Raw genomic sequence first — 25,447 nt, forward strand, 5'->3', positions numbered from 1 at the left:
GAGATGCTTATCAATATAATTGATAATTAAACATCAACTTCTCGTAATACTTTATTTTTAATTATTTTTTTGAAAGTTTTCTAACTTCAAATATATCTGTTCTTCTATCTTTTAAATTACGTACACTACCAAACTGGTTCAAATCTTTTAGCAAATCTAAATCTACATCAGCAATTAAAATCATTTCTGTATTTGTAGTTGCTTCTGCTTTTATTCCATTTGCAGGAAAAGAAAAATCACAAGGTGTAAAAACCATAGATTGCGCATACTGAATATCCATGTTATTTACTTTCGGTAAATTACCAACACTACCAGCAATAGCTACATAACATTCATTTTCTATAGCTCTAGCTTGTGCACAATGACGTACTCTAGAATATCCATTTTGAGTATCCGTTAAAAACGGGATAAACAAAATATCCATGCCTTCTTCTGCCAAAATTCTGCTTAATTCTGGAAACTCAGAATCATAACAAATTAAAACCCCAATTTTACCACAATCGGTATCAAAAGTTCTTAATTCACTACCACCTTGCATTCCCCAAACTTTTGCTTCATCTGGTGTAACGTGTAGCTTTTCATAACGTTCTTTAGAACCGTCTCTTTTACAGATATACCCAACATTATACAACAACCCATCCTTAATTTCTGGCATACTACCGGTAATTATATTGATGTTGTATGAAATTGCTAATTCAGAAAATTTCTGAACAATTTTTGGTGTATACTTCGCCAATTCTCTAATAGCTTCCGACTCTGGTAAATGGTTATTATCCGCCATTAAAGGCGCATTAAAAAATTCTGGAAACAACGCAAAATCCGATCTGTAAGCTGCAACTGCATCTACAAAGTATTCTGCTTGTTGCATTAATTCTTCCAAATCTTTATACAAACGCATTTGCCACTGAATCAACCCTAAACGTACCACCTTTTTCTTTGTAGCTGCTTTTTTAGACTTTTTCTCGTAATAAATATTATCCCATTCTAACAAAACTGCAAACTCTCCAGAATTTACATCTCCTTCTAAATATCCTTTTAAAATTTTTGAAGGATGAAAATCATTCGAAATTTGAAAGTTTAAAACCGGATCATGAATTTCTTTACGTTTTACTTTCGCGATGTATTCTTTAGGCGATAAAGTTGCTGAGTATTTATGATAATTTGGAATTCTTCCTCCAAAAGCAATTCCTCTTAAGTTTAGTTTTTCCGCAAGTTCTTTTCTATAATCATACAGTCTTCTACCTAAACGCAACCCTCTGTATTCCTTTTTTATAAAAACATCTATTCCGTATAAAACATCTCCATCTTCATCATGCGTATCAAAAGTATAATTTCCGGTAATATCTTCATATGTATGCTGATCATCAAAACTATCATAATCTAATCTAAGAGAAAGCGCACAACCTGCCAAATCTCCATTTATCTTTATTACAACCTGACCTTCTGGAAATTTATCTATTAAAGATTTAATTTGAGTTTCACTCCAATAAGATCCTGGCATACTTGAATATGCCTGAATCATTGCTTCTTTAAACTGCTTATAATCAGTTAAAGTTAAATAGTGAAGCTCAATATTTTCTATATTTTTAATCATTTTATAAGACTAAAAATCTTCGTTTTCATCATCTTTAAACTTAGATAATTTGCTAAACGGATTTGCTTTAGCATTCTCATCTCCTTTATCATAATTATCATCATTAGAAGCAAACTTATAGCTTAACATCTTGTAGAATAATTTTGCAGCTAAAAAATCTGATGATTTCTCATTTTCATTCGGACATAATTCTACCATGTCAAAACCTACTACATTCTTTTGAGCGAAAACTTGTTTTAAGAACTCTAACGTTTCATAATAAAACAATCCACCAGGTTCTGGAGTTCCTGTAGATGGCATAATCGAAGGATCTAAAGCATCTAAATCAAACGTAATAAAAACGTTTTCTGTTAATTGATCTATTACATCTTCTACCCAATCTTCATTTACCGCCATATCATGCGCAAAGAAAACTTTGTCTAAATTCATATTTCTTTTTTCAGAAATATCCATACTTCTAATTCCTACTTGTACCAAATTAGTGTTTTGGTTTGCTTCATAAACCGCACAAGCGTGGTTGCATTTAGAACCATCATATTCTTTTCTTAAATCTGCATGCGCATCTATATGCAAAACTGTTAAACTATTAAAACACTCATTAAATGCTCTAATGGTTCCTATAGAAACTGAATGCTCTCCACCAAAAGCAGTTACAAATTTATTTCTGTTAATGTACTTTTTTGTAACTTGATGTACAGCATCTACCATTGCTTCTGGTGAACTATTTTCTGTAATAGCATCTGCCAAATAAACACCTTCTTTATACACTTCAGAATCTGTTTCTATGTCATACAACTCCATGTTTTCAGACGCTTCTAAAAAAGCTTGTGGACCTTTGTCTGCTCCTTTTTGCCAAGTACTTGTTCCGTCATAATGAACAGGAATAATTACTATTTTTGAAGTTGATAGGTTTCCAAATTCTTGTGGAATTCCTGCATATGTTTTATTTGTTTTCATTTTGTTATTAGTGTTTTAAAACACTTCTTGTTTTGTTAGTTGTTCTGGTTTGTTTTTATTTTCAATTACTTCTCCATACCCTAAAATAGAAAGTAATTCGCTACTTTTTTGCTGTTCTTTAAATACTCTAGAAGTTAAATTTCCGTCTTCATCTCTATCTAAAATTAAATGTTTTGGATGCGGAATTAAGCAATGCTGTAAACCTCCAAAACCTCCAATAGATTCTTGATAAGCTCCAGTATTAAAAAAACCAATATATAGCGGATTATCTTTCTCATAAACAGGCAAATAAATTCCGTTTATATGTTGTTCAGAGTTGTAATAATCATCACTATCACAAGTTAAACCACCTAATAAAACACGTTCATATTGTCTATTCCATTTATTAATTGGTAACATAATAAAGCGCTTATTTATTGCCCAAGCATCAGGTAAAGTTGTTATAAATGAAGAGTTTATCATGTTCCATCGTTCTCTATCATTTTGTTTTTTCTGATACAATATCTCATAAATAGCTGCTCCTGATTCTCCTACTGTAAAGCTTCCGAATTCAGTAAAAATATGTGGCACATCTACTCCTGCATCTTTACAAACTTCATTTATTTGATTGATAATTTCATCAATCATATACTCATAATCATAATCAAAAGCCAATGAGTTTTTAATAGGAAAACCACCACCAATATTTAAACAATCTAACGTAGGGCATATTTTTTTTAGGTTGATGTAAACATTTAAACATTTCATCAATTCGTTCCAATAATATGCATTGTCTTTAATACCTGTGTTGATAAAAAAATGTAACATTTTTAAATCTACTTGCGTATTTGTAGCGATTTCACGTTCGTAAAAAGCAACAATATTTTTATAACCAATACCTAATCTAGAAGTATAAAACTCAAATTTTGGTTCTTCTTCCGATGCTATTCTAATACCAACATTTATCTGTTTATCTGTTTCATCTAATAATAGATTAATTTCTTCGTAATTATCAATAATAGGAATTACGTTCTTATGACCAGAGTTAATTAAACCACCAATATTTTTTATGTATTGGTCACGTTTAAATCCGTTACAAATAACAAACGTGTTGTCTTTTATTTTTCCTTCTTTTTTAAGATTATTTACAATATCTATATCAAAAGCAGAAGATGTTTCTATATGGATATCATTTTTTAAAGCTTCATGTAAAACATGTTTAAAATGAGAGCTTTTTGTACAGTAGCTATAAAAATATTTTCCTTTATAGTTATGTTTTTCAATACTATTTTGAAACCATCCTTTTGCTTTGTTGATGTTTTCTGAAATTTTTGGCAAATAAGTAAATTTTAATGGAGAACCATACTGCTCTATTAATTCCATTAAATTAATTCCGTGCCAAAACAATTTATTATTTTCTGTTTTGAATTCTTCTTGAGGAAAATCGAATGTTTGCTCGATTAAATCTATGTATTTTGTGTTCACTTTATTTTTTAAATTAATTGTATGATAAGCCTGTCTGAACTAAAACAGCATGTTTTAGAATAGAAATTATAACCCTAATAAAAAGGATGTTATCACTGTAATATTTGCAAGTAAACAACATGCAGCTTTGAAAAAAGCTGCAATTCTGGAAGAATTGAAAATGGAGATACCTTAATTTTTTCGTTGCATTTCCAAAATGCTAAATAACTATCATACTCCGATTGAGCGTTATTTCCGAAATAAGAAAAACTAAACATTTTACTTAAATAAGTTAAGCAAATGTATATTTTTTTTGAATACAAATAACAAAATCCAAAAAAAAATGATATTTTTTTTGGTTATTAATTTTACTTGTAAATAATAGTAAATAAAGAGGTTACGAACACTTATTCAGAATAAGCTAAGAGATTTCACCAAAATAAGAATCTAAAAATTTCAAAAAGAAGCTTTTTTTTAGCAAATTAAAGGAAATATATTAAAACAAAAAAACTCTGAAAATTCAGAGTTTTTTGTCAATCTGAATTTCCTCAGATTTTATCATTACTTCATTTGAGATCTTGAAACAACTTCAATATATCAAATTTTATAATTTGTTTTTTATTCTTCTATTGGTGGATGACCATGAATTTCTTCAAAATCTTCATCGAAATTAGTTCTTAAATAAGCGTTTAATTTCTTTCTATAATCATCTTTTAACCAGGTTACAAAATTGTGTGTACTTTTAGAGATACACTTTGCATATCTATTAATTCTATCATCAATTTCTTCACCTAATAATTTTGCTAAAATTAAGGCATCAAAAACGTCTTCACTGTTTTCAATACACATTTTTGCATGGTGTACAATAGACTTTTCTAAAACCCTTTTAGAAGATTCTCCTTGTCTAATAGTATCTATATATACTTTTTTCATGTCGAAATAAGTATCGGTAGATTTTTCAAATTCTTTTTTTACATCTGCAGTTAACTCATATCTAAAAGTACTTTCTATATCTTCATCAGAAAGAATTGCATTTAAATAATAGTCTGGCGCTCTAAACATTTTTTCCCAATCTAAATCTGCTCCCCAAGGACCAAATCTATGAAAGTTGTTACCTAAATCGATAACATCAAAAGTACTTTTATTGTTTAAAACCCTAGAACCACGACCAATCATTTGGTAGTATAAAGTCAACGATTTTGTTGCTCTATTTAATATAATAGCTTCAATGGTTGGCTCATCAAAACCAGTTGTTAAAATACTTACAGAAGTAATAATTGCTCCCGGAGTTTTCTTAAACCACTTTAAAATAAGTTCACGCTCTGCTCTTGTATTTGTATTGTCTAAATGTGCAATTGGGTACCCTGCTTTTTTAAATGCATGAAACACTTGTATAGACGTGTTAATACCATTATTAAATATCAAGGTTTTCTTTCCTTTTGCAGTTTCTTCGTATGCAGAAACCAATTTAGAAAGCATGTCTGAATTGGTATATAAATCTTCAGAAGATTTTACCGTATAATCTCCATTTGCTCCTACTTCCAAAGAAGTTAAACCAACATTATAAGAATATAAGTTTGCGCTTGCTAAATATTCATGATCTATTAAATGCTGAATGGTTTCACCCACAAATAATTCTTGATAATTCTCATACATCGGCAACTTAATGTTAGAACTCAAAGGAGTTGCTGTTACACCAAGTATAAAAGATTCATCAAAAAATTTAAAGATTTTTGTAAAAGAATTGTAATGCGCCTCATCTACAATCACCAAACCAATATCAGAAATATCTAGTTTACCATCATTCAACCTATTTTTTAAGGTCTCAACCATAGCAACAAAACAACTAAAGTCATCTTGGTCATCTAAAACCGCTGTAGAATTGATAATTTTATTAGAAACTCCAAATTCTTTTAGCATTTTAGAAGTTTGCTTACTCAACTCAATTCTGTGCGTTAATACTAAAACTTTCTTTTTAAAAGTTTCTAAATAACGTCTAACTATTTCAGAAAAAATAACAGTTTTACCACCACCAGTAGGCAATTGGTACAATAAATGGTAATCTTTAGGTGCATCTTTAAACCTCCTAAAAATCTCTTGAAGTGCATCTTGTTGATATCCGTATAATTCTTTACCTACTTTCTTTACTGAAGTGTCTATCTCTGCCAAAGGAATATAAATTTAGGCTACAAAAATAAGACTTAAATAAGGGTTTATGCAAGTTTATCCTATATAAATCTCGATAAATTTGTATTTGTGATCTCATAATGAGAAGCATTCTCTACAGAAACTCCATTTTTAACTACAATTAATTGTGGAGATTGATGCATTACTTGAAAAGTAAACCCAACTTCATCAGAAATATCTCTATAATTTAATAAATCTAAATAATAAACCTTTAATTTTTGATGTTCTTCTGTAAAAAGCTTTTCAAATTGCTTAATTACCATGCTGCTAATTCCACATCTTGTAGAATGTTTAAAAATTAAAACAGCTTCCGTTTTAGAAATTTCTTTAATTTTCTCTAATTCTTCCATAGAAGTTAAAGGAATCCAATTTAAGTATGACACTTTTTCTACTTTTGATGTATCATCTCCTTTTGCTCCAAAAATCTTATTAAATATACTCATTATCTATTTTTTATTGGTTTGTCGATGTAAATATAAGAAACTTTCATTTGTCAAAAAGTCAGCAAAAACAATCACTCACAAGACAAAATGACTTATCTTACATACATTATCCATATGGTATTAAAATTGCTTATTACTTATCAAAAGAAAAATAAAAAAAACAAAATATGAACTTTAACAATTATACAACAAAATCGCAAGAGACCATACAAATGGCGCAACAGATTGCGCAAGGTTTTGGTCATAATCAAATAGAAAATGAGCATATTTTTAAAGCTTTAACACAAGTTGATGAAAATGTTTTACCATTTCTTTTGAAAAAGTTGAACATCAATATAAATATTGTAGAACAAATTTTAGACAAACAATTAGAGAGTTTACCTAAAGTTTCTGGTGCAGAATTAATGATTTCTAGAGAGGCTAGCAAAACACTTACAGAAGCTTCTGTAATTGCTAAAAAAATGAACGATGATTACGTTTCTATAGAGCATTTAATTCTAGCTATTTTTAAATCTAAAAGTAATATTGCACAGGTTTTAAAAGACCAAGGTGTTACAGAAAAAGATTTACAGGCAGCAATAGACGAATTAAGAAAAGGAGAAAGAGTAACTTCTCAAAGTCAAGAAGAAACTTATAATTCTTTAAATAAATTTGCTAAAAACTTAAATCAATTAGCACAAGACGGCAAGCTAGATCCTGTAATTGGTAGAGATGAAGAAATCCGTAGATTGCTACAGATTTTATCTCGTAGAACTAAAAATAATCCAATTTTAGTTGGAGAACCAGGAACAGGTAAAACTGCTATTGCAGAAGGTTTAGCACACAGAATTGTAGATGGTGATGTACCAGAAAATCTAAAAGGAAAACTAATTTTCTCTTTAGATATGGGCGCACTAATTGCAGGCGCAAAATATAAAGGAGAGTTTGAAGAGCGTTTAAAATCCGTTATTAAAGAGGTAACAAGTGCCGATGGAGATATTGTACTTTTTATTGATGAAATTCACACATTAGTAGGTGCTGGTGGCGGACAAGGAGCTATGGATGCTGCAAATATTTTAAAACCCGCTTTAGCCCGTGGCGAGTTGCGTGCAATTGGTGCAACTACGTTGGATGAATATCAGAAATACTTTGAAAAAGACAAAGCTTTAGAAAGACGTTTTCAGAAAGTACAGGTAAATGAACCTGATACAGAAAGTGCCATTTCTATTTTAAGAGGAATTAAAGATAAGTATGAAACACACCATAAAGTCCGAATTAAAGATGAGGCAATTATTGGTGCTGTAGAATTATCTCAACGTTACATTACCAATCGTTTTTTACCGGATAAAGCGATTGATTTAATGGATGAAGCGATGGCTAAACTACGCATGGAAATCAATTCTAAACCAGAAGAACTAGATGTTTTAGACAGAAAGGTGATGCAATTAGAAATTGAAATTGAAGCCATAAAACGTGAAAAAGATGAGAACAAGTTAAAATCTTTACGTTCTGATTTAGCGAATCTAAAAGAGGAGCGAAATGAAATGAACGCGAAATGGAAATCTGAAAAAGATGTAGTTGATAATATCCAAAATGCAAAAGCTGCCATAGAAGATTTAAAGATGGAAGCTGAAAAAGCAGAACGTGATGGAGATTATGGTAAAGTTGCCGAAATTAGATATGGGAAAATTAAAAAAGCCCAAGAAGATTTAGAAGGTTTTCAAAAAGTTTTAGCAGAAAATCAATCTGAAAAGTCTTTGATAAAAGAAGAAGTTACTTATGATGATATTGCAGAAGTGGTTGCTAAATGGACTGGTGTTCCGGTGACAAAAATGATTCAGTCTGAGCGTGAGAAACTATTACGTTTAGAGGGGCAATTGCATAAAAGAGTCGTTGGACAAGAAGAGGCAATCGTTGCCGTTTCAGATGCCGTTAGACGCTCTAGAGCCGGTTTGCAAAACCCGAATAAACCTATTGGTAGTTTCTTGTTTTTAGGAACCACTGGAGTTGGTAAAACCGAGTTAGCAAAAGCCTTGGCAGAGTATTTATTTGATGATGAAAACGCCATGACACGTATTGACATGAGTGAATATCAAGAGAAACATTCTGTAAGTAGATTGGTTGGAGCGCCTCCGGGATATGTTGGTTATGATGAAGGTGGTCAATTAACAGAAGCTGTTAGAAGAAGACCTTATTCTGTGGTGCTTTTAGATGAAATTGAAAAAGCGCATCCAGATACTTTTAATATCTTATTACAAGTATTAGATGAAGGAAGGTTAACCGACAACAAAGGTCGAGTTGCTGATTTTAAAAACACTATAATTATTATGACCTCTAACATTGGAAGTCATATAATTCAGGATAAATTTAGCAACCCAAAAGCAGATTTAGACGCTGCAACTGAGTTGGCTAAAATTGAAGTTTTAGCGTTGTTAAAACAATCTGTAAGACCAGAGTTTTTAAACAGAATTGATGATGTAATTATGTTTACGCCTTTAAATAAGGAAAATATATTTGAAATTGTAAAATTACAAATAGAACATTTAAAGAAAATGATTGGTAAACAAGAAATTACTTTAGATGCTACCGATGAAGCAATTACGTATTTGGCTGAAAAAGGATATCAGCCTGAATTTGGTGCAAGACCTGTAAAAAGAGTGATTCAGAAAGAAGTATTAAATCAGCTTTCTAAAGAAATTTTATCAGGAAAAATCACTACAGATAGTATTATTTTAATTGACGCTTTTGATGATAAATTGGTTTTTAGAAATCAGTCTGATTTTGTAGAAAGTGTATAGTTTTTGTCATGCTGAATTTATTTCAGCATCTATAAACATGAATCTGAAACAAGTTCAGATTTATGAACAATTTTAGTTCGTTTGGAAAAAGCGGTGTTTGAAAAAACATCGCTTTTTCTTTTTGATTACATTTGTTCTCTAAACCAAATATAATGAAGAAATTTTTACTGCTTTTTGTTTTCGCTTTTACTTTTATAACTGCTTGTTCTTCCGATGAAACAACTACGTATTATTTAATTCGTCATGCAGAAAAAGACAGAACAGATAAAACAAACAAGAATCCTGATTTGAATAAAGTTGGACAAGAAAGAGCTATAAAATGGGCTAATCGTTTTAAAAACGTACCGTTTGATGCTATTTATTCAACAAACTACAACAGAACGATACAAACCGCAACACCAACTGCAGAAAGTAAAAGTTTAGAAATTATAAAGTACAATCCTAGTAAAATGTACGACTCCATTTTTCAGCAAGAAACAAAAGGAAAAACTGTTTTAGTGGTTGGACATAGCAATACAACTCCTGCTTTTGTAAATAAAATTTTAGCCGTAGAAAAGTATAAAGATATAGACGACAACAATAACGCTAACTTATATATTGTTACTATTTCTGGTGATGAAAAAACAAGTGTTGTAGAAACTGTAGAATAAATTAAACCTAAAATTTGAATCTTTGTAATCAATTATATTTTTAAGAAATGGAAATCTCTGTAGATAAAAATTGCAATTTAAAACATCGAATTAATAGAATTAAAGAAAGAGATGCTCAATTTCTGACTTACAATTCAAGTTCAGAATTCAATATTATTAATGAAGATTTAGATCAAGTTTTAGATATTTCTATAGATAATTTTATAGACATCGATTTTATTCCAGAAAAAAAACAAATCTTATATTCAACTGAAGAACTTGTTCAAATAATTGATTATAATAAAAATGTAGTAGACACAATTATTGTCAAAAATGCTAAAATTTATATTCAAAATGAATATTTATGGTTAGCCTCAATGGTTAATGATGATTATATAGAGGTTTCATTATATAACATTTTAGATTTTAGTAAAATAACTTCCTTAAAAATTGAAGATGAAGATTACTTTGATGCTTCTATCCATTTGTATCCTGCTTATGAAAATAATTTAATATTATGGATAGGACAAGGTCAGGATGGTTTTTGGAATGTTTTACTAAAACTTAAAGACAATAAATTAGAAGCTGAAATAGTAGGCAAAGACTTTGTGTTTCCTATTGTTTATTTAGATGAAAATAAATATATAGAAGTAGACGAATTTAATTTGAATGTTATATCAGAATCACCTATAAAATCAATAAAAAATTTAGATTTAGATTCAGAAAAGTATCAGTTTACAAGTTATTATGACTTTTTAAATAAAAATAACATATTGTTTTTAAGCGAAAATGGCTTATTTATTTACAATACGCTATATGAAGAAACAGAAGATGTTAAAGTGATTAACCCTAAAACAGATGAACTACTAAATAGCACGGATTTTAATTATTTCGAAATTATAAATAATACTATTCTGCTTTGCTATGACAATAGTAAAGAAAAAGGTATTTTAAAAATAGCTGTAAATTCAGTTTTAAAAGAACAATAAAGGTTAATAAAAATCAATTTGATATTATTTCTTTTTATTGAAAAAAATGATTGATTTCACCTAACAATTCAGCTTTAGGTTTGTTCATTTTAAGAATTCCAAAAAACGGGTTATTTATTGATTTATCAATTAATTGTCCGTTTCTAATTTTCATTAAATGAGGAAATTTAGTGTAATGTTTTAATCCATATAAAGCTTCAGAAATAAACTCTTTATTGTATTCCGATTCAATATCTCTGCCGTTTAAATACACAATAACAACCTCTTTATTTAGATTTGTAAGGATATTTTCTTCTAAATACTCTTTTGATTTTTTTCTGTTATTATAGCAGAAAAAGTTCTTTCCTTCGTTTTCTTTTAGAAATTTCAAATACTTTTTCTCAAACTTTTTCTTTTGAAAATATTTAAAGATAAAAATAAATATTAGAAATGGAATTGATAGTATTAGTAAAGGAAACCCTACTAAAACTAACAGAATTATTAATAATATGTTTTTAAATTTTTCCACTTATTTTTTAGCTAACTAAAGTTATGTGTAAAAGATTTATCTCTTGGTATTTCCTTTTTAAAGTAGCGGAATTAATGATTAAAAGCTATTAGCTAATAAAAATTTTAATCCTGATTGCAGCAATTGTTTGAGCTCTTTTTCTGAATAAAAAAAGCGAATGTATTTATACTTCGATCAAGATAAGCTCCAAAAACGAAATTGCTTCAAAAAAAAACTACTTCTCTTACTTTAAAAGCTGTACTTCGATATTTTCTAAATTTATTTCCGACAATTTTTTAAGCTCATTTTTCTCAAAAGCTTTATCAATATCTGTTAAAGAAATTTCTTTGTTTAAAGGCTTATAATTATCATAATTCACAAAACGAATTCCGTTTTTTAAGACTTCTTTGTTTATAGCTCTAAAACGTTTTCCTCCACCATTTGTATGGTAAGAATATGCCAAGTAATCAACTAAAAAATCTTGTTTACCAATCCAATAAATAAAAACATCATCAAAATCTTCTCCTCCTCCATCTTCAGAGAAAGTAACTTGCACTTTATAATACTCTTCCTCTTTTACCGTAGTTGATGGCAATAACTTTTTTATCACTGCTTTGTCATTTAATCCGAAGGGTAAAACAGAAAAATAGTGCACAGAATTTACTGAATTCGATAAAATGTTAGCTATCGAATCGTTTACTTGATACGGAATTCCATTCACTAATCTTTTGAATCCGTCATTACTTAAAACATCAGAAACAAACCCTACTTTATCATCTTTCTGCTTTCTTGTAAGCTTAAAACTTCCATTAGGTTTTCTATTAGCAATATATTTTTTGTCTCTAAATTCAAAATTAATTTCTGAATTCCCCACTTTATCTGACCCCGAAGAAACAATAGCTTTATCTATAACTTGCTGTGCAGTCAACTTGTTTTCAGAAGGTTTACAAGAAATTAAAAAAGCTAAAAAAAGAATTGGTAAATATTTCATGGGTTGTTGTTTTATTGGGTGGATAATAGATTTCAAAATTACATTTCTTTGACCGAAGTAAAAATGTATCTTTGTTAAAATTATTAAAATTAAAATCAGTCTATGGCTGTTCAGAAAAAGATAAACATAAAGAACAAAAAAGCACGTTTCGAATTTGAAATTCTAGACAAATACGTTGCTGGAATTCAGTTAACCGGAACAGAAATAAAATCTATTCGCTTAAGTCAGGCTAGAATTACAGAAAGTTTTTGTGAATTTAATGATGGCGGAGAACTGTTTATTGTTAATATGTACATTCAAGAATACATGTTTGGACATCACTTTAACCACAAACCAAAAAGTGAGCGTAGATTATTAATGCACAAACGCGAATTACGTTCTTTAAGAAAAGACGTTGAGGCAAAAGGAAATACGATTGTTCCTTTACGTTTGTTTATTAATGATAAGGGCTTTGCAAAACTAGAAATTGCATTGGCAAAAGGAAAACAAACACACGACAAACGAGAAGTTATTAAAGACAGAGACAATAAACGTGATTTGGCACGTATTAAAAAGAGCTTTAACGGATAATGGATTTTTTAAGACTTATTCGTTACAAAAACCTTTTAATGGTTTTATTAACAATGGTTTTAACCAAATATGCGTTGATAGATTCTATATTTTTTAGCGATCTTAGTTTTAAAAATTACACCTTAATACATACCACTTATTTAGGTATTACTCTAACTCATTATCAATTTATAATATTTTCTTTTAGCATTTTATGCATCACTGCTGGTGGATATATTATTAATGATATTTTTGATATAGAAACGGACAAAATAAACAAGCCTTTAAAAGTAATTATAGAAAAATCTATTTCTAAAAAGAAAGCTTGGATTCTTTACTATTCTAGTAGTATTTTAGGTTTATTTTTAGGCATATATATATCTTTTACTACCGGAAACAGTTTGTATAGTTTCTTTTTTATAGGAACCATTTTAGCACTTTTTTTATATTCTAAATACCTAAAAAAAACACTTTTTATAGGTAACTTATTAGTGTCAGTTCTTTTAGGCTTAGTACTCTTTATAACCATATTATTCAACGAACCCAAAGCACATAACAGTAATTTATTAGAAGTAATAAGCAACACTGCAACAAGTTTCCGGTTACTTTTTATAATGATTACTTATATTATTTTTTCTGTACTTACCAATATTATCAGAGAAATTATTAAAGATATAGAAGACATTAATGGCGATTTAAAAATAAAAGCAAAAACGTTGCCTATTTTATTTGGAAGAAAAAGAGCTTCTAAAGTCGCTTTTTTCTTTAATGCAATTTTACTAGTATTTCTTTTAATTGTTTTACAATCTTTAATAAATGACTACGTACTTTTAACCTATGGAATTTTATTTATCCTACTTCCACTACTCTATTTTATGTACAAATTATGGATTTCTGAAAGCAAAAAGGAATTTAGTTTTCTAAGTAATTTAATGAAAGTAATAATGCTTTTCGGAATTTTATCAATGGTATTATTCAAATTGAAATAAAAAATAGATTCCTGCTTCCGCAGAATGAACAACACAAATATATGTTAAGAGAAAAACTAAAAGAATACAACGTAATATTAGCCTCTAAGTCTCCAAGAAGACAACAGTTTTTTAAAGATTTAGATATCGATTTTACAATTGAATTAAAAGAAGTAGAAGAAATTTATCCTCCTGAATTAAAAGGAACAGCCATTACAGATTTTTTAGCCGATTTAAAATCGAAAGCTTTTTCAAATTTATCAGAAAAAGATATATTAATTACTTCAGACACCATTGTTTGGTTAGAAGGTATAGCATTAGGAAAACCAAAGGACGAAGCAGATGCTTTTGCCATGTTAAGAGCATTATCTGGTAAAAAACACGAAGTAATTACCTCTATAAGTATTAAGAGTTCATCTTTTCAAAAGATTATAAATGATATTACCGTAGTTTCTTTTAAAGAGCTATCTGACGATGAAATAAATTATTACATCAAAAATTACAAACCTTATGACAAAGCCGGAGCTTATGGTATACAAGAATGGATTGGTTTTATAGCTATTGATAATTTAGAAGGCAGCTATTTTAATGTTGTGGGGTTACCTGTTCAAAAATTGTACACAGAATTAATGAATCTATAAAGGGATTCAAAACGATAAAACATAATTTTATTTCACTAAACAACAGTACGTTACCATAAAACAAACAATTACTTAACCTAAAGTTAACATACTATACAAACTCATTAAACCTGTTGTTTTTATAACATTTTAAACTGCGTAATTTTGCACCCGCAAATTAAGTAATTTATGAAAACAAGTAATCAGAAAGTAAAAAGTAAAGTTGGTGAACCAACAAAAAATTTAAGCAACACAAATTCAACGCTTTGGAATTTAAAAAGACGTTATAGATAAATATAGTTCCTTTTAACTTACAAGCTCTTTTCTATGAAAAGAGCTTTTTTTTCGTCTCATAATTAAGATAATGAACATCTTTAACTTTTAGATATCTACAAATTATGTAAGTTCTAAATGAAGTTAAAGAGTTGTTTTTCTACTAAAAAACATTTCACTTTTATATTTCATCCGTTTTTACAAATAAATCATCGGGTTTCACAAAAAATTAACCTTTCTAAAAGCAATTATTCATATTATTGCAATATGCAAAGACTATTATACATTTTGTGCTTATTCGCGTCTTTAAGCACACTCTCACAGAACGATACCATTCGTGTTAAAACACTAAAAGGACAAATTATTCATGCCGTAAGTAAAAAAGCTTTAAGTGCTTCTCATATATTAAACCTAAACACTGTACAAGGTACAATTACAAACGATAGAGGTTTCTTTGAAATCCCTACAAGAGCAAACGATACGATTTTGGTTTCTTATTTAGGATATGAATCTATAAAATTAAAAATTACAAACGATTTATTAAAAGGAAACGAATTACTAATTGCTTTGTATGAAAAACCAGAAGAAATTAGAGAAGTTGTTATAAAATCTACTCAATTAATTGGTGTTTTAGAAATTGATGTAAAACAAGTGCCAAAAGATCGATTTACAAGAATAAAAATAAACGGACTACCACAGACCTATGAGGTTGGTAAGCCTAAAGGAAAAGACTTCTCATCACCAATTGCGGCATTATTTCAACCTGTAGATTATTTATACAATCTCTTTGGAAGTAAACCGAAACAATTAAAAAAATTACAGAAGCTTAAAAAAGAGGATGATTTACGTAAAATGTTAGCTGGTAAGTTTGACAGAGAGGTAATGATGGAGTATTTGCAAATGGACAGACAAGAACTTACAGAATTACTTACAGACTGTAACTACTCTGAATACTTTATTAAAAAGGCATCTGATTTACAAATGATTGAAGCTGTATTGGATTGTTATGAAAATTACAAAGCAATTAAGAACGGTAAAATAGAACTTGATAAAATTCCCGTAAAAAATTAATTCTATATATATTCTAATATAGAAATAACAATATTATTATAACCTTGAGGCTTCATCCTCAAGGTTTTTTATTTCTACAAACTTATTGACAACTAATACTTCATTCTTAAAAAATCACCTAAAACTGAAAAGAGTCGAAAACAATATTGCTTCCGACTCTAATCAACTATTAAAACTAACTATTAACCAACTAAAAATACAGTCATACTGTATTTTATATCTAAACTTTTTATCTCTTCACCAATACCTTTTAAATCTCCTTTATCCTATTTTGAATTCTTTTATATAATATTTAATCTCAAAAACCATAATGTTATTTTGAGTTATTTTTGATAGTAAGGAAAGCCTTAAACAAGTTCTAAGTCTAAATCAATTCAAACTAACGTATCTAAATTTAAAAACTTACAATAGCTTAAATAAATTACCTACACTTATAAGACACAAAAAAGACAGTAACGTTACAAGTTAAAAAGTACTTTAAGTTTCTAAAAATAAGCACAAAAAAAAATCCAGCTAGCGCTGGATTTTCATTGAGAATGATTTCTCTTATTAATTTTCACATCCCGCGTTAGCAGAAATTATCTTTTTACTGATTTCCTAAAATAATAGGTAAACCATCTTTACCAGAACCAATAACAATTACTTTACTATTAGGTGATTTAGCCAACTCTAAAGTAGCACCGATTCCTTTTTCTTGTAAAATTTTATCAGTTAAAGAAGCACTTAAAATCTTATTTGCAACCGCTTTACCTTCTGCATCAATTTTTTGTCTTTCTGCTTCTTTTAATGCTTTTGCTAATCTAAATTCATATTCTAAAGACTCTTGCTCTTGTTTTAACTTCGTTTCAATGGCAGTTCTAATAGTAGTTGGTAATTTAACATCTTCTACCAAAACTCTCTTTACCATTAAAAATTGCTCTTTTAGAACAATTTGAATTTCATCTAAAATTTCTTGCTCAATTACATCTCTTTTACTAGAATATAACTGCTCTGGAGTATAACGACCAACAACACTTCTTGCAGCTGCATTAATAGCAGGATCTAACAATTCACGCTCATAATCTTCACCTTTAGTCTTTATCAACATTCCTAAATTAGAAAACTCAGGTTCATACCAAATTGTACCATTTACCTTTACTTCTAATCCATTAACAGAAAGCACATTCATTTCTGTAGAAATAGCTTGCTGACGCACTTTTCTTACAATCATACGATTCCAAGGAGCTACAATCTGAAAACCTTCTCCATATGTTTTTTCTGTGTTAATACCATCTCCCAATGCCTCAAAAACAACACCACCTTCTCCAGGCCCAATAGTCACTGTAGATTTAGAAAATAAAATGATTACTACTACCGCTAAAATGATAAAAAAAACACCTCCCTTAGGAAACTTTATATCTACTTGATTATTCGCCATACTTATAAATTTTGATTAATTACAAATTTACAATTTAACTTTGTGAAACACAATATATATAATCTATATATTGGTTAAAAAGCGTTAATATTTAACATAATTTTAGATATAAAAATGAACCTTAAATTTAATCTTCTAATCGATTTTTTACATATTCAATTTCTGTTTTTCCATGCTTTTTAGGGTGCCCATCTTCATCGAGACAAACCATAACAATTTTATCTACCACAATAATGGTTTTTCTTGTTAACTTATTTCTAACACTACATGTTAAAGTTATAGAGGAATTTCCAAATTTTAAAACATCAATCCCTATTTCAATAATATCTCCTTGTTTTGCAGAACTTACAAAATCTATTTCAGACATGTATTTTGTAACTGTTCTTGTGTGCTCTAGTTGAATAATTGCGTAAATAGCTACTTCTTCATCAATAAATTGTAATAATCTACCTCCAAATAAGGTTCCATTTGGGTTTAAATCTTCGGGTTTAACCCACTTTCTTGTGTGAAATCTCATATTAATTTTTAAATTTAAATTTTTCCGTAATATTTTCTAATAAACCATTCTATTGATAACAAGCCTGTAACAACAAACAAAACCCATTTCCAGTCTATTAAGTTTTGGTCTTTACTAATTGATTTTTGAGTTGTATAAAATGATTTATCTTCTAAAAGAACTTTCTTTAATTGCTCTATTTCAGTTTTAAAATACAGCTTTCCATCCGTTTTATTTGCCAATTTTTGCAACTTTTCTGAATTTGCATTGGTAAACTGCTCTTCTATCTGATACTCAGTAACTTTAAACTTACCGTACCTATGTATATTTTGTCCATTTACCGAAACCTTATAATCATAATCTCCAGCCGTAAGGTTTTCTATTTCCGTTTGATAAGCGTTGTTTATTAACGAAAAAGGGTTTTTCACAACTTCTTTTGTTACTGAATTCGTAACAGTGATCTCTAAGGAAGCTCTTGAATCAAACAGGTAATTTTTGTCTGTATAAAATGCTGATATTTGAATGGTAGCATTGGCAGGATACAAACTTTCCGCATTAACTTCTAAGCGATTTCTCTTTTTATTGGACGCTAAATACTGAACTAAATTTCCGATAAAGGCATCAAAATCTTGAAAGGAATTTGAGTTTAAAAAACTAGCCGCTCTCCACTTCCACAAACCTTCTCCAAATAAAACACCTGATTTTTGATTGTTCTCTTCTAAGGTTACCAGCAACGGTTGCTTGGTTTCTAATCCATTTATATTTTGATACAATAATATTTGATGTTCTTTAGTAATGACAACTTCTCCAAATTGATCTTTAAGCGGCGGAAATTGATTAAAACCAATATCTTTTTGAGAAAAAGTTAAAAAAGAATCACTAAAAATGGCTCCATAATTTTCTGTTTGATTCAGTGTGTTTTTCTTGAATCCTAATTGTTGTTTGTTGATAAAATTCCAATCTGTATTTATTCCAGAGATTAAAAAACAGTTGCTATTATTCGATTTAACCTCATTTAAAACCCTATTAAACTTATTGTTCGGTTGATTAAAAATAACTAACTGATAATCATTGGTATTGAGTTTAAATTTATCAATTAAAAAAATAGCTACAGAACGTTGTTTATTACTTTCTATTGATTTTTTTAAAACACCTAAATCCGGATGTAAAACAGAACTTAAAATCAATACTTTTGTTTGTTCATCGATTACTTCTACAGAGAAACTTTTACTATTATTCTTTGTATTTTTCTCTCCTTCTATCTTATTAATTGATGCTGTGTAATATTGAAGTCCTTCTTTGCTTGATGTTATATTTATTGAAATTGTTTGAACATTATTCGTTTCTGAGAACTGTATGTTTTTAGTGAAAACAGTTTTTCCATCTTTATAAATCGAAAACTGAGAAGACACATTTTCCTTTCCTTCATAATTCAAGAATACTTCTACTGGGAATTTATTTTTTATGTAGCTGTACTTATTTACATTTAACTGACTTATTTTTAAATCTTGATACTGAATCGTATCACCGAAAACAATGGGATATATTTTTTGCTTAGAATTGATAAATTCATAATCATTGCCAATCGTTTGGTTTCCGTCTGATAGTAGGATTATCGGCGCAATTTTATCCTTATACAAATCATTTGCAGCCGTTATTGCTTTAGACACATTGGTTTCATTCTCTTTAAAAGAAAGTGAGTCTAATGGCTTTACATCACTTCCGAAACTAAAGCTATTAATATCAAATTTCTCCTTAATACTTTTATCGTTTTTAATTTCTGATAAAAATGTTGTTATGTTCTTCGTTTCTTTAAAAAACGGAATGGATTTGGAGTTATCTACTAACACAGCTAAAACAGGCTTTGTATTTTCGAGTTCCGTTTTTCTAATTGTTGGGTTTATCAGCAATAAAAGCAACAAAAAAAGACTCATTGTTCTTAAAACAAATAATATAACATTGATTTTAGCCTTATTTTTTTCTTTAAAAAAGTACTGAAAATACGCTACCGAAAGACTCAGTAACAGGGCTAAAATGATATATAGAATTGTAATTGTTTGCAATGATTTTTATTTATGTGAAATATATAAAGAACTATTTAAAAACGAGTATTAATTTTTTAGAGTCTTTCTATGAATTATCTAATTTAGATTTGTACCAAATATTTAAAATTAAACCACCAATAATTAATGCAATTCCTAAAAAACTGTAAAAAGTATAAATTTCTCCGAATAAGAAAACGCCAAAAGTAGCTGTATAAATAACCTCAAAATATTTAATTGGTGCCACTATATTTGTCGAAGCGGTCTGAAAAGCTTTGGTCATAAAAACCTGCCCTACATAACCCAAAATACCTAAAAGTAATAAAAATAGCCATTCAATTCCTTTAGGAGTTGTCCAGTTATTTATAGAAAGTACACCTCCTAAAACAGTAGCAAACATCATAAAATAATTTACTACTACAAGAGGGTGTTCACTCTTACCAATTTTATTAATAATTACATAAACTAAGCCGCTAAGTACAGAAGCTAGTAAAACCAAGATTAAACCCGTTGTATTTATTTGATGATCAAATCCTTTTAACACAAAAACACCTACAAGTGAAATTACAAAAAAGCCCCATTGTAAAGGTTTAATTTTCTCCTTTAATAAAAATACCGCAAAAATAGCGGAAAAAATCGGAGCAATATACCTTATAGAAACCGCAGTACCAATAGATAAATACTTTATAGACATAAAAAAAAGACTCATTGAAGTTGTTCCTGCTATCGCTCTTAAAATTAGTAATTTATTATTTTTACCAATCATTGGTATTTTATTTTTTAATAAAAAACCAACCGTAAAAAAAAGTGATCCTAAAGACCTAAAAAAAACGATTTCAAAAGTAGGAATACCTTTTAAATATTTAACAGTAGAATTCATGCAGGCAAAAGCTAAAGTGCTTATCAACATGTATTTTATGGCTTTTTTTACTTCCAAAACTAATCTTTATTTATCTGTTATTTTATCTGGTTTCTTTAAACTCAAAGAACCTATAAATAAAAAAACTAAAAAAGGAATTAAAACATAACTTACATAGCGATAACTCCCTAAACTCGTAAAACAATAACTAAATAAACTTGGCGCTAAAGCACTTGCAATAACCAAAAAACTCATTACTTTTCCGGTAATAGCGCCTAAATACTCTCTTCCAAAGTAACGTGGCCAAGTAACTGCATTTACCACTGCAAAAAGTCCGCTGTAGGTTCCTAAACCAATTATCAATAAATAAATTCCCATAGTATCATCTAAAACTAAAAGTCCTATAGAAGCTATAATTCCACTAAAAAGCATAATGAATAAATATATTTTATGCGCTATATAATCACTTAAGATGTTTGCTACTGTAGATACAGAAATAGCAATCATAGAAATTGGCAGAAAAACAGCAATTGCTTCTGTTTTATCATAGCCTTGTGTATTAAAAATTGAAATTACATGAAAGGTAAAGCCTGTTGTAAAAAAGCTATTAAAAGCTAATGCCAAACCAAACATCCAAAAGGCACGTGTTTTTTTTGCTTCCTCTAACGTAAAATTAACCTCTATAATTTCTACGTTCTTTTTTTTAGTTTTCTTTTTAGAAAGAAAACCATCCGGAATTAAGCCAAAATCTTCTGGCTTGTTTCTGTAAAATTGAAGAATTAAAAAACTAAAAATAAACAAACAGACTGCTAATATCTGCCAACTTACCTCCCAACCTTTTTCATCAATTAAATAATTAAATAAAATTGGTGAGCTAGAAAAACCTAATGAAACGGTAATACTACTAATAGAATTTACCTTACCTCGGTTTTTATCAAACCACATCATTACCATATTTCTAGAAGCCATTGTGAGTACACCTTGACCACAAAAACGAACAAGAAAAAACAAAACACACAACAATACAAAAGGAATAAACCAAGATTTTGTATTTAAAAAAAGTTTAAGAACATCACTAATTCCTTCCGCAAAAGAAAAAATAATTAACGAGACTGCTAAAAAGAATGCTGCAAAAAAAGCAACATATCTTGCTCCGAATTTATCAAATAACTTTCCGGCTTTTGTAACAAAAAAAGCACTTAACAAGGTACCAATTAAGTATGCATTACTAAATTGATTTCGAGTTAAACCCAAGGCATCTTTTACAGGATCTGTAAAAACAGAAACTCCAACAGTCTGACCAGGAATACTGAACAAAACACCAATACTGCCAAAAACTAAGACTACATATCCGTAAAAAAAAGGCCATTTTTTAGGATTTATAAAAGAAAATGAATTTTCGTTTTTCACGTATCTAAGGTTTTATAACTTCTTCTGCATCTACCTTTGCAATCCTTTTTCTAGAGGTAATAAAATAGACACCTGTTAATAAAACCATAGACGCAAGAATAGATTGACTCGTAAGTACTTCATCTAAAAAGTACCATCCTAAAAGCATTGCTATAATAGGATTTACATAAGCAGAAGTAGCAACTTTATCTGGAGACACTAATTTTAGCAAATAATTAAAGGCTGTAAAAGCAATAATACTTCCAAAAACAACCAACATACCCATAGAATACTTCACTTCTTGAGACCAGTCTAAAGGAGAAGTCATGGTTTCACCAAAAGAAAAACTCATTATAATTAGAAACAAACCAGCAAACAACGTCTGATACCCTGTAGTAATAAAGAAGTTTTTAGGCAAATCTGCTTTAGACACGAAAACTCCACCATAACTCCAACTTAACACACAGGTTAAAATCATAAAAATACCTAGTAAACTACCTTCTGATGCAGTAATAGATTGTTGACTCACCAACAAATACATTCCCAGAATCCCCAAAGAAACACCAATTATAGATTGTTTCTGCATTGGTTTTCTATCTATCAGTCGTAATAATATTAAAACAAATAATGGCTGCGTAGAGGCTAACAAAGCAGCAAAACCACTATCTAAATATACAAGTGCCCATACAAAAACACCGTTACCATACACTAAGAAAAAAAAGCCAGAGATACAGCAGTTAATTAGTTGTTTTCTTGTAATTCTAAGATCTAATTTCAAGATTTTAGAAATGATCATTATTAAAATCCCAGCCCCTGAAAAACGTAACGAAGCCATAAAAAATGGAGGTAACGCCGTTACCGCGATTTTATTAAATAAATAAGTGGAACCCCATACAATGTATATTGTAAAAAAGGCTAAAACAATTAATATTTTTGATTTTTTCAAAACAAGTAATTTATCAACCAAAGATAAATATAGAAAGGCTATAAATAAAATTACTGCTTAACCTATTTTGCATTAAAATTAACCTCGTATAAAATTTTAAACCTCACAAGTATTTACTTGTGAGGTTTTGGTTATCTAAAACCATTACTAAACTAACTCTTCTCTTCTTCTGTTTTATTGTTAATATAATCGATATCTCTTGTATTTTTTTGTACAGAAATGGCACCAAATAAACTTAATAAGAATGAAATTCCATAAAATCCTTTTTCACTTAAAAGAAAATCTGCATTCCTCAGTCCTATGATTAATAACAGTATCGCAGCAAGAACCACTACCCAACTAATTCCGTAGTACATTTCACTAACTTTTATCTCTTCTGCTTTATCTCTCACCGCTTTTTGTAGGGAAATTACAGCGTAAATACCCATTAAAAGAATAACAAAATAAAATCCTTTTTCATTTAATTCAATCGAGGCATTCCACAAACCGATACAGTAAGAAACTAGACCAATTATTAAAGCTCCCCAAGAAGCACCAACATAAGCAGAAGTTGGTTTTGAATTTAACTCATTATTTACTTTTTTCTTTTTACTTTCTTTTTTAGTTTCTTCATTAATTGAAGATGTTGTTTGATAATTCATAATATTTAGTTTAATAATTATGATACAAATTTGCAACCCTTTTAAAGTTATAAGAATTCAATTTACAACAATTACTGACGATATAATTTTAACAAAACATATAAAATTTAATAAATTTATTATATTTACAATCTATTTACTGACGATATAATGATAAATTTAAAAGAAGTATTAAACACTTTTACTAGAGAACAACAACAAGATTTTCTTTCTTACCTTGACAAAAAAAACAAAAGGAAAGATGCTAAAAACTGTCAATTAGTAAACCTTTTGCTAGAAGACAATTTATCATCTACAGAAATTTCTGAAAAATTATACGGCAAACAAAATAAAGTAGCTTTACATGCACTTAGAAAACGTTTGTTTCAATCTCTTATAGTTTTTACAGCAAACACAAGTATGAAAGAAGAAAATTCAATCGATATTCTTTTGATAAAAAACATTCTATCTGCTAGGTACTTTCTTAAAAAGGGACAACTAAAAGTTGGGTATCAAATTTTAGACAAAACCATCGTAACGGCAAATGAATACCAATTATTTGCAATTTTAAATGAAGTATATCATACGAAAATTCAATATGCACATTTAAACCCAGACATAAACCTAGAGAAGTTAATCGCCGATTTTAAAGAGAATCAAAATAAACTTATTTTAGAAGACCAACTAAATATTGCGTACGCTAAAATTAGAACTTCATTGGCTAATTATCGTCAAAACAAATCTAATATTGATATTGAAAAATTGATAGATCTTGTTTTAAAAGAACAAGACATTGCAATTAATGATTCTTTATCCTTTAAATCATTATATCAAATTATTCAGATAACAAGCATATCATCTGCTCAAAAATTTGATTATTATAATATTGAAGAATTCATTATCGAAACATATCAAATTATTCAAAATCATACATCAAAGGACAAACAACTTAATTATCACTTAGAGGTTTTGTATTTAATTGCGAACGTACTTTTTAGAAACAAGAAATTTGAAGAATCCGAACACTATTTAAAATTGATGCTCTTTTACATGAATGCAGAAAATAAAAAATATTATAATGACTTTATTCAGAAATATGATTTATTACACGCTCTTAACTTAAACTACACAAATAAACAAGTAAAAGCTATTTCTTTATTAGCGCCTTATATCGATAAAAAAAATACAACTATTGTTTCACAATTAGACTTCTCACTTTCTTTAATTGTTTTTTATTACCAGCATAAATCCTTAGAAAAAGCTCAAAAAATAGTATCTAAATTTTACCATACGGACAAATGGTATATCGAAAAAGCAGGAATTATTTGGACCATCAAAAAAAACCTAATTGAAATTTTATTACAAATAGATTTAGGAAATATTGATTTGGTAGATTCAAGGTTAAAAAGCTTTAAAAGAAACTATTTCTCTAAACTTTTAGACATGAATCAAGAAAAGGTAATTACCTATTTAAAATTAGTAGAAATCTATTATAAAAACCCAGAAGTAGCCACTACAATAGCCTTTAAAGAAAAAGTACAAACTTCATTTAACTGGTTAGACACCAAAAAAGAAGATATTTTTATGATGAGTTTCTTTGCTTGGTTAAAAGCAAAAATGACCAAACAAGATATGTATTTGGTCACTTTAGATTTGATAATAAATAAATAATTATGAAACCACTATTAATCCCGAAAAAA

At 28.8% G+C, this 25,447-nt stretch carries 22 protein-coding genes; 8 read left to right on the top strand and 14 right to left on the bottom strand.

All coding sequences use genetic code 11. The features are described from left to right. Window positions 1-61 precede the first annotated feature (61 nt). The 5 genes from GQS57_RS12725 to ytxJ all read right to left on the bottom strand — a co-directional run bounded on the left by GQS57_RS12725 (window position 62) and on the right by ytxJ (window position 6,624). Complete coding sequence (locus GQS57_RS12725; RefSeq protein ID WP_165733238.1) at window positions 62-1,594, bottom strand: bifunctional GNAT family N-acetyltransferase/carbon-nitrogen hydrolase family protein; 1,533 nt, start codon at window positions 1,592-1,594, stop codon at window positions 62-64. A gap of 9 nt (window positions 1,595-1,603) precedes the next feature. Next, on the bottom strand, window positions 1,604-2,551 hold the full coding sequence (gene speB, locus GQS57_RS12730) for an agmatinase (RefSeq protein WP_165733239.1): 948 nt from the start codon (window positions 2,549-2,551) through the stop codon (window positions 1,604-1,606). Window positions 2,552-2,566: 15 nt separating this feature from the next. Continuing rightward, window positions 2,567-4,015, bottom strand: a complete 1,449-nt coding sequence (locus GQS57_RS12735) for an arginine decarboxylase (RefSeq protein ID WP_165733240.1) — start codon at window positions 4,013-4,015, stop codon at window positions 2,567-2,569. Window positions 4,016-4,612: 597 nt separating this feature from the next. Continuing rightward, window positions 4,613-6,163 (bottom strand): DEAD/DEAH box helicase, encoded by a 1,551-nt coding sequence (locus GQS57_RS12740; protein WP_165733241.1) that lies wholly within the window; start codon window positions 6,161-6,163, stop codon window positions 4,613-4,615. A gap of 59 nt (window positions 6,164-6,222) precedes the next feature. Next, window positions 6,223-6,624, bottom strand: a complete 402-nt coding sequence (ytxJ, locus tag GQS57_RS12745; RefSeq protein WP_165733242.1) for a bacillithiol system redox-active protein YtxJ — start codon at window positions 6,622-6,624, stop codon at window positions 6,223-6,225. Window positions 6,625-6,791: 167 nt separating this feature from the next. Here ytxJ and clpB point away from each other — a divergent pair, with 167 nt between their 5' ends. The 3 genes from clpB (at window position 6,792) to GQS57_RS12760 (ending at window position 11,019) form a co-directional block, all read left to right on the top strand. Then, window positions 6,792-9,401, top strand: coding sequence for an ATP-dependent chaperone ClpB (gene clpB, locus GQS57_RS12750; RefSeq protein ID WP_165733243.1), 2,610 nt, complete (start codon window positions 6,792-6,794; stop codon window positions 9,399-9,401). 152 nt (window positions 9,402-9,553) lie between these two features. Then, window positions 9,554-10,051 (top strand): histidine phosphatase family protein, encoded by a 498-nt coding sequence (locus GQS57_RS12755; protein ID WP_165733244.1) that lies wholly within the window; start codon window positions 9,554-9,556, stop codon window positions 10,049-10,051. 47 nt (window positions 10,052-10,098) lie between these two features. Continuing rightward, a complete protein-coding gene (locus GQS57_RS12760) occupies window positions 10,099-11,019 on the top strand; it encodes a hypothetical protein (protein WP_165733245.1) in 921 nt (306 codons plus the stop codon). A 34-nt stretch (window positions 11,020-11,053) separates the two neighbouring features. Here the strand turns inward: GQS57_RS12760 and GQS57_RS12765 are convergent, their stop codons facing one another. Further along, window positions 11,054-11,389: a hypothetical protein gene (locus tag GQS57_RS12765; RefSeq protein WP_165733246.1), complete on the bottom strand. Its 336-nt coding sequence runs from the start codon at window positions 11,387-11,389 to the stop codon at window positions 11,054-11,056. A gap of 361 nt (window positions 11,390-11,750) precedes the next feature. After that, on the bottom strand, window positions 11,751-12,497 hold the full coding sequence (locus GQS57_RS12770) for a DUF6503 family protein (protein ID WP_165733247.1): 747 nt from the start codon (window positions 12,495-12,497) through the stop codon (window positions 11,751-11,753). A 102-nt stretch (window positions 12,498-12,599) separates the two neighbouring features. Between GQS57_RS12770 and smpB the strand changes: the two genes are divergently transcribed. From smpB to GQS57_RS12790, 4 genes are all read left to right on the top strand, one after another. Continuing rightward, window positions 12,600-13,067 (top strand): SsrA-binding protein SmpB, encoded by a 468-nt coding sequence (gene smpB / locus GQS57_RS12775; RefSeq protein ID WP_165733248.1) that lies wholly within the window; start codon window positions 12,600-12,602, stop codon window positions 13,065-13,067. Window positions 13,068-13,105: 38 nt separating this feature from the next. Beyond that, window positions 13,106-14,035 carry a geranylgeranylglycerol-phosphate geranylgeranyltransferase gene (locus tag GQS57_RS12780; RefSeq protein ID WP_165733249.1) on the top strand — a complete coding sequence of 310 codons (930 nt, stop codon included), beginning with the start codon at window positions 13,106-13,108 and terminating at the stop codon, window positions 14,033-14,035. A gap of 41 nt (window positions 14,036-14,076) precedes the next feature. Beyond that, complete coding sequence (locus GQS57_RS12785) at window positions 14,077-14,655, top strand: Maf family nucleotide pyrophosphatase (RefSeq protein ID WP_165733250.1); 579 nt, start codon at window positions 14,077-14,079, stop codon at window positions 14,653-14,655. A gap of 519 nt (window positions 14,656-15,174) precedes the next feature. Next, window positions 15,175-15,978 carry a carboxypeptidase-like regulatory domain-containing protein gene (locus tag GQS57_RS12790; protein WP_165733251.1) on the top strand — a complete coding sequence of 268 codons (804 nt, stop codon included), beginning with the start codon at window positions 15,175-15,177 and terminating at the stop codon, window positions 15,976-15,978. Between the two features lie 586 nt (window positions 15,979-16,564). On the opposite strand, the gene GQS57_RS12795 is transcribed toward GQS57_RS12790, so the two are convergent. The 7 genes from GQS57_RS12795 to yiaA all read right to left on the bottom strand — a co-directional run bounded on the left by GQS57_RS12795 (window position 16,565) and on the right by yiaA (window position 23,768). After that, the gene (locus tag GQS57_RS12795; RefSeq protein ID WP_165733252.1) at window positions 16,565-17,395 is read right to left on the bottom strand and encodes a prohibitin family protein; all 831 of its coding nucleotides are present in this window, start codon (window positions 17,393-17,395) and stop codon (window positions 16,565-16,567) included. 127 nt (window positions 17,396-17,522) lie between these two features. After that, complete coding sequence (locus GQS57_RS12800; RefSeq protein ID WP_165733253.1) at window positions 17,523-17,912, bottom strand: hotdog domain-containing protein; 390 nt, start codon at window positions 17,910-17,912, stop codon at window positions 17,523-17,525. 14 nt (window positions 17,913-17,926) lie between these two features. Then, window positions 17,927-19,825, bottom strand: a complete 1,899-nt coding sequence (locus GQS57_RS12805; RefSeq protein WP_165733254.1) for a VWA domain-containing protein — start codon at window positions 19,823-19,825, stop codon at window positions 17,927-17,929. A 196-nt stretch (window positions 19,826-20,021) separates the two neighbouring features. After that, window positions 20,022-20,870, bottom strand: a complete 849-nt coding sequence (locus GQS57_RS12810; RefSeq protein WP_240915479.1) for a DMT family transporter — start codon at window positions 20,868-20,870, stop codon at window positions 20,022-20,024. A 9-nt stretch (window positions 20,871-20,879) separates the two neighbouring features. Further along, entirely contained in the window at window positions 20,880-22,202 is a 1,323-nt protein-coding gene (locus tag GQS57_RS12815) for an MFS transporter (RefSeq protein WP_165733255.1), read from the bottom strand. Window positions 22,203-22,206: 4 nt separating this feature from the next. After that, the gene (locus tag GQS57_RS12820; RefSeq protein ID WP_165733256.1) at window positions 22,207-23,127 is read right to left on the bottom strand and encodes an EamA family transporter; all 921 of its coding nucleotides are present in this window, start codon (window positions 23,125-23,127) and stop codon (window positions 22,207-22,209) included. Window positions 23,128-23,279: 152 nt separating this feature from the next. Continuing rightward, entirely contained in the window at window positions 23,280-23,768 is a 489-nt protein-coding gene (yiaA, locus tag GQS57_RS12825) for an inner membrane protein YiaA (protein ID WP_165733257.1), read from the bottom strand. Between the two features lie 150 nt (window positions 23,769-23,918). Between yiaA and GQS57_RS12830 the strand changes: the two genes are divergently transcribed. Further along, the gene (locus tag GQS57_RS12830; RefSeq protein WP_165733258.1) at window positions 23,919-25,418 is read left to right on the top strand and encodes a hypothetical protein; all 1,500 of its coding nucleotides are present in this window, start codon (window positions 23,919-23,921) and stop codon (window positions 25,416-25,418) included. The last annotated feature ends 29 nt before the right edge of the window (window positions 25,419-25,447 follow it).

Source organism: Polaribacter sp. 20A6, assembly GCF_011378915.1.
Lineage (GTDB): Bacteria > Bacteroidota > Bacteroidia > Flavobacteriales > Flavobacteriaceae > Polaribacter > Polaribacter sejongensis.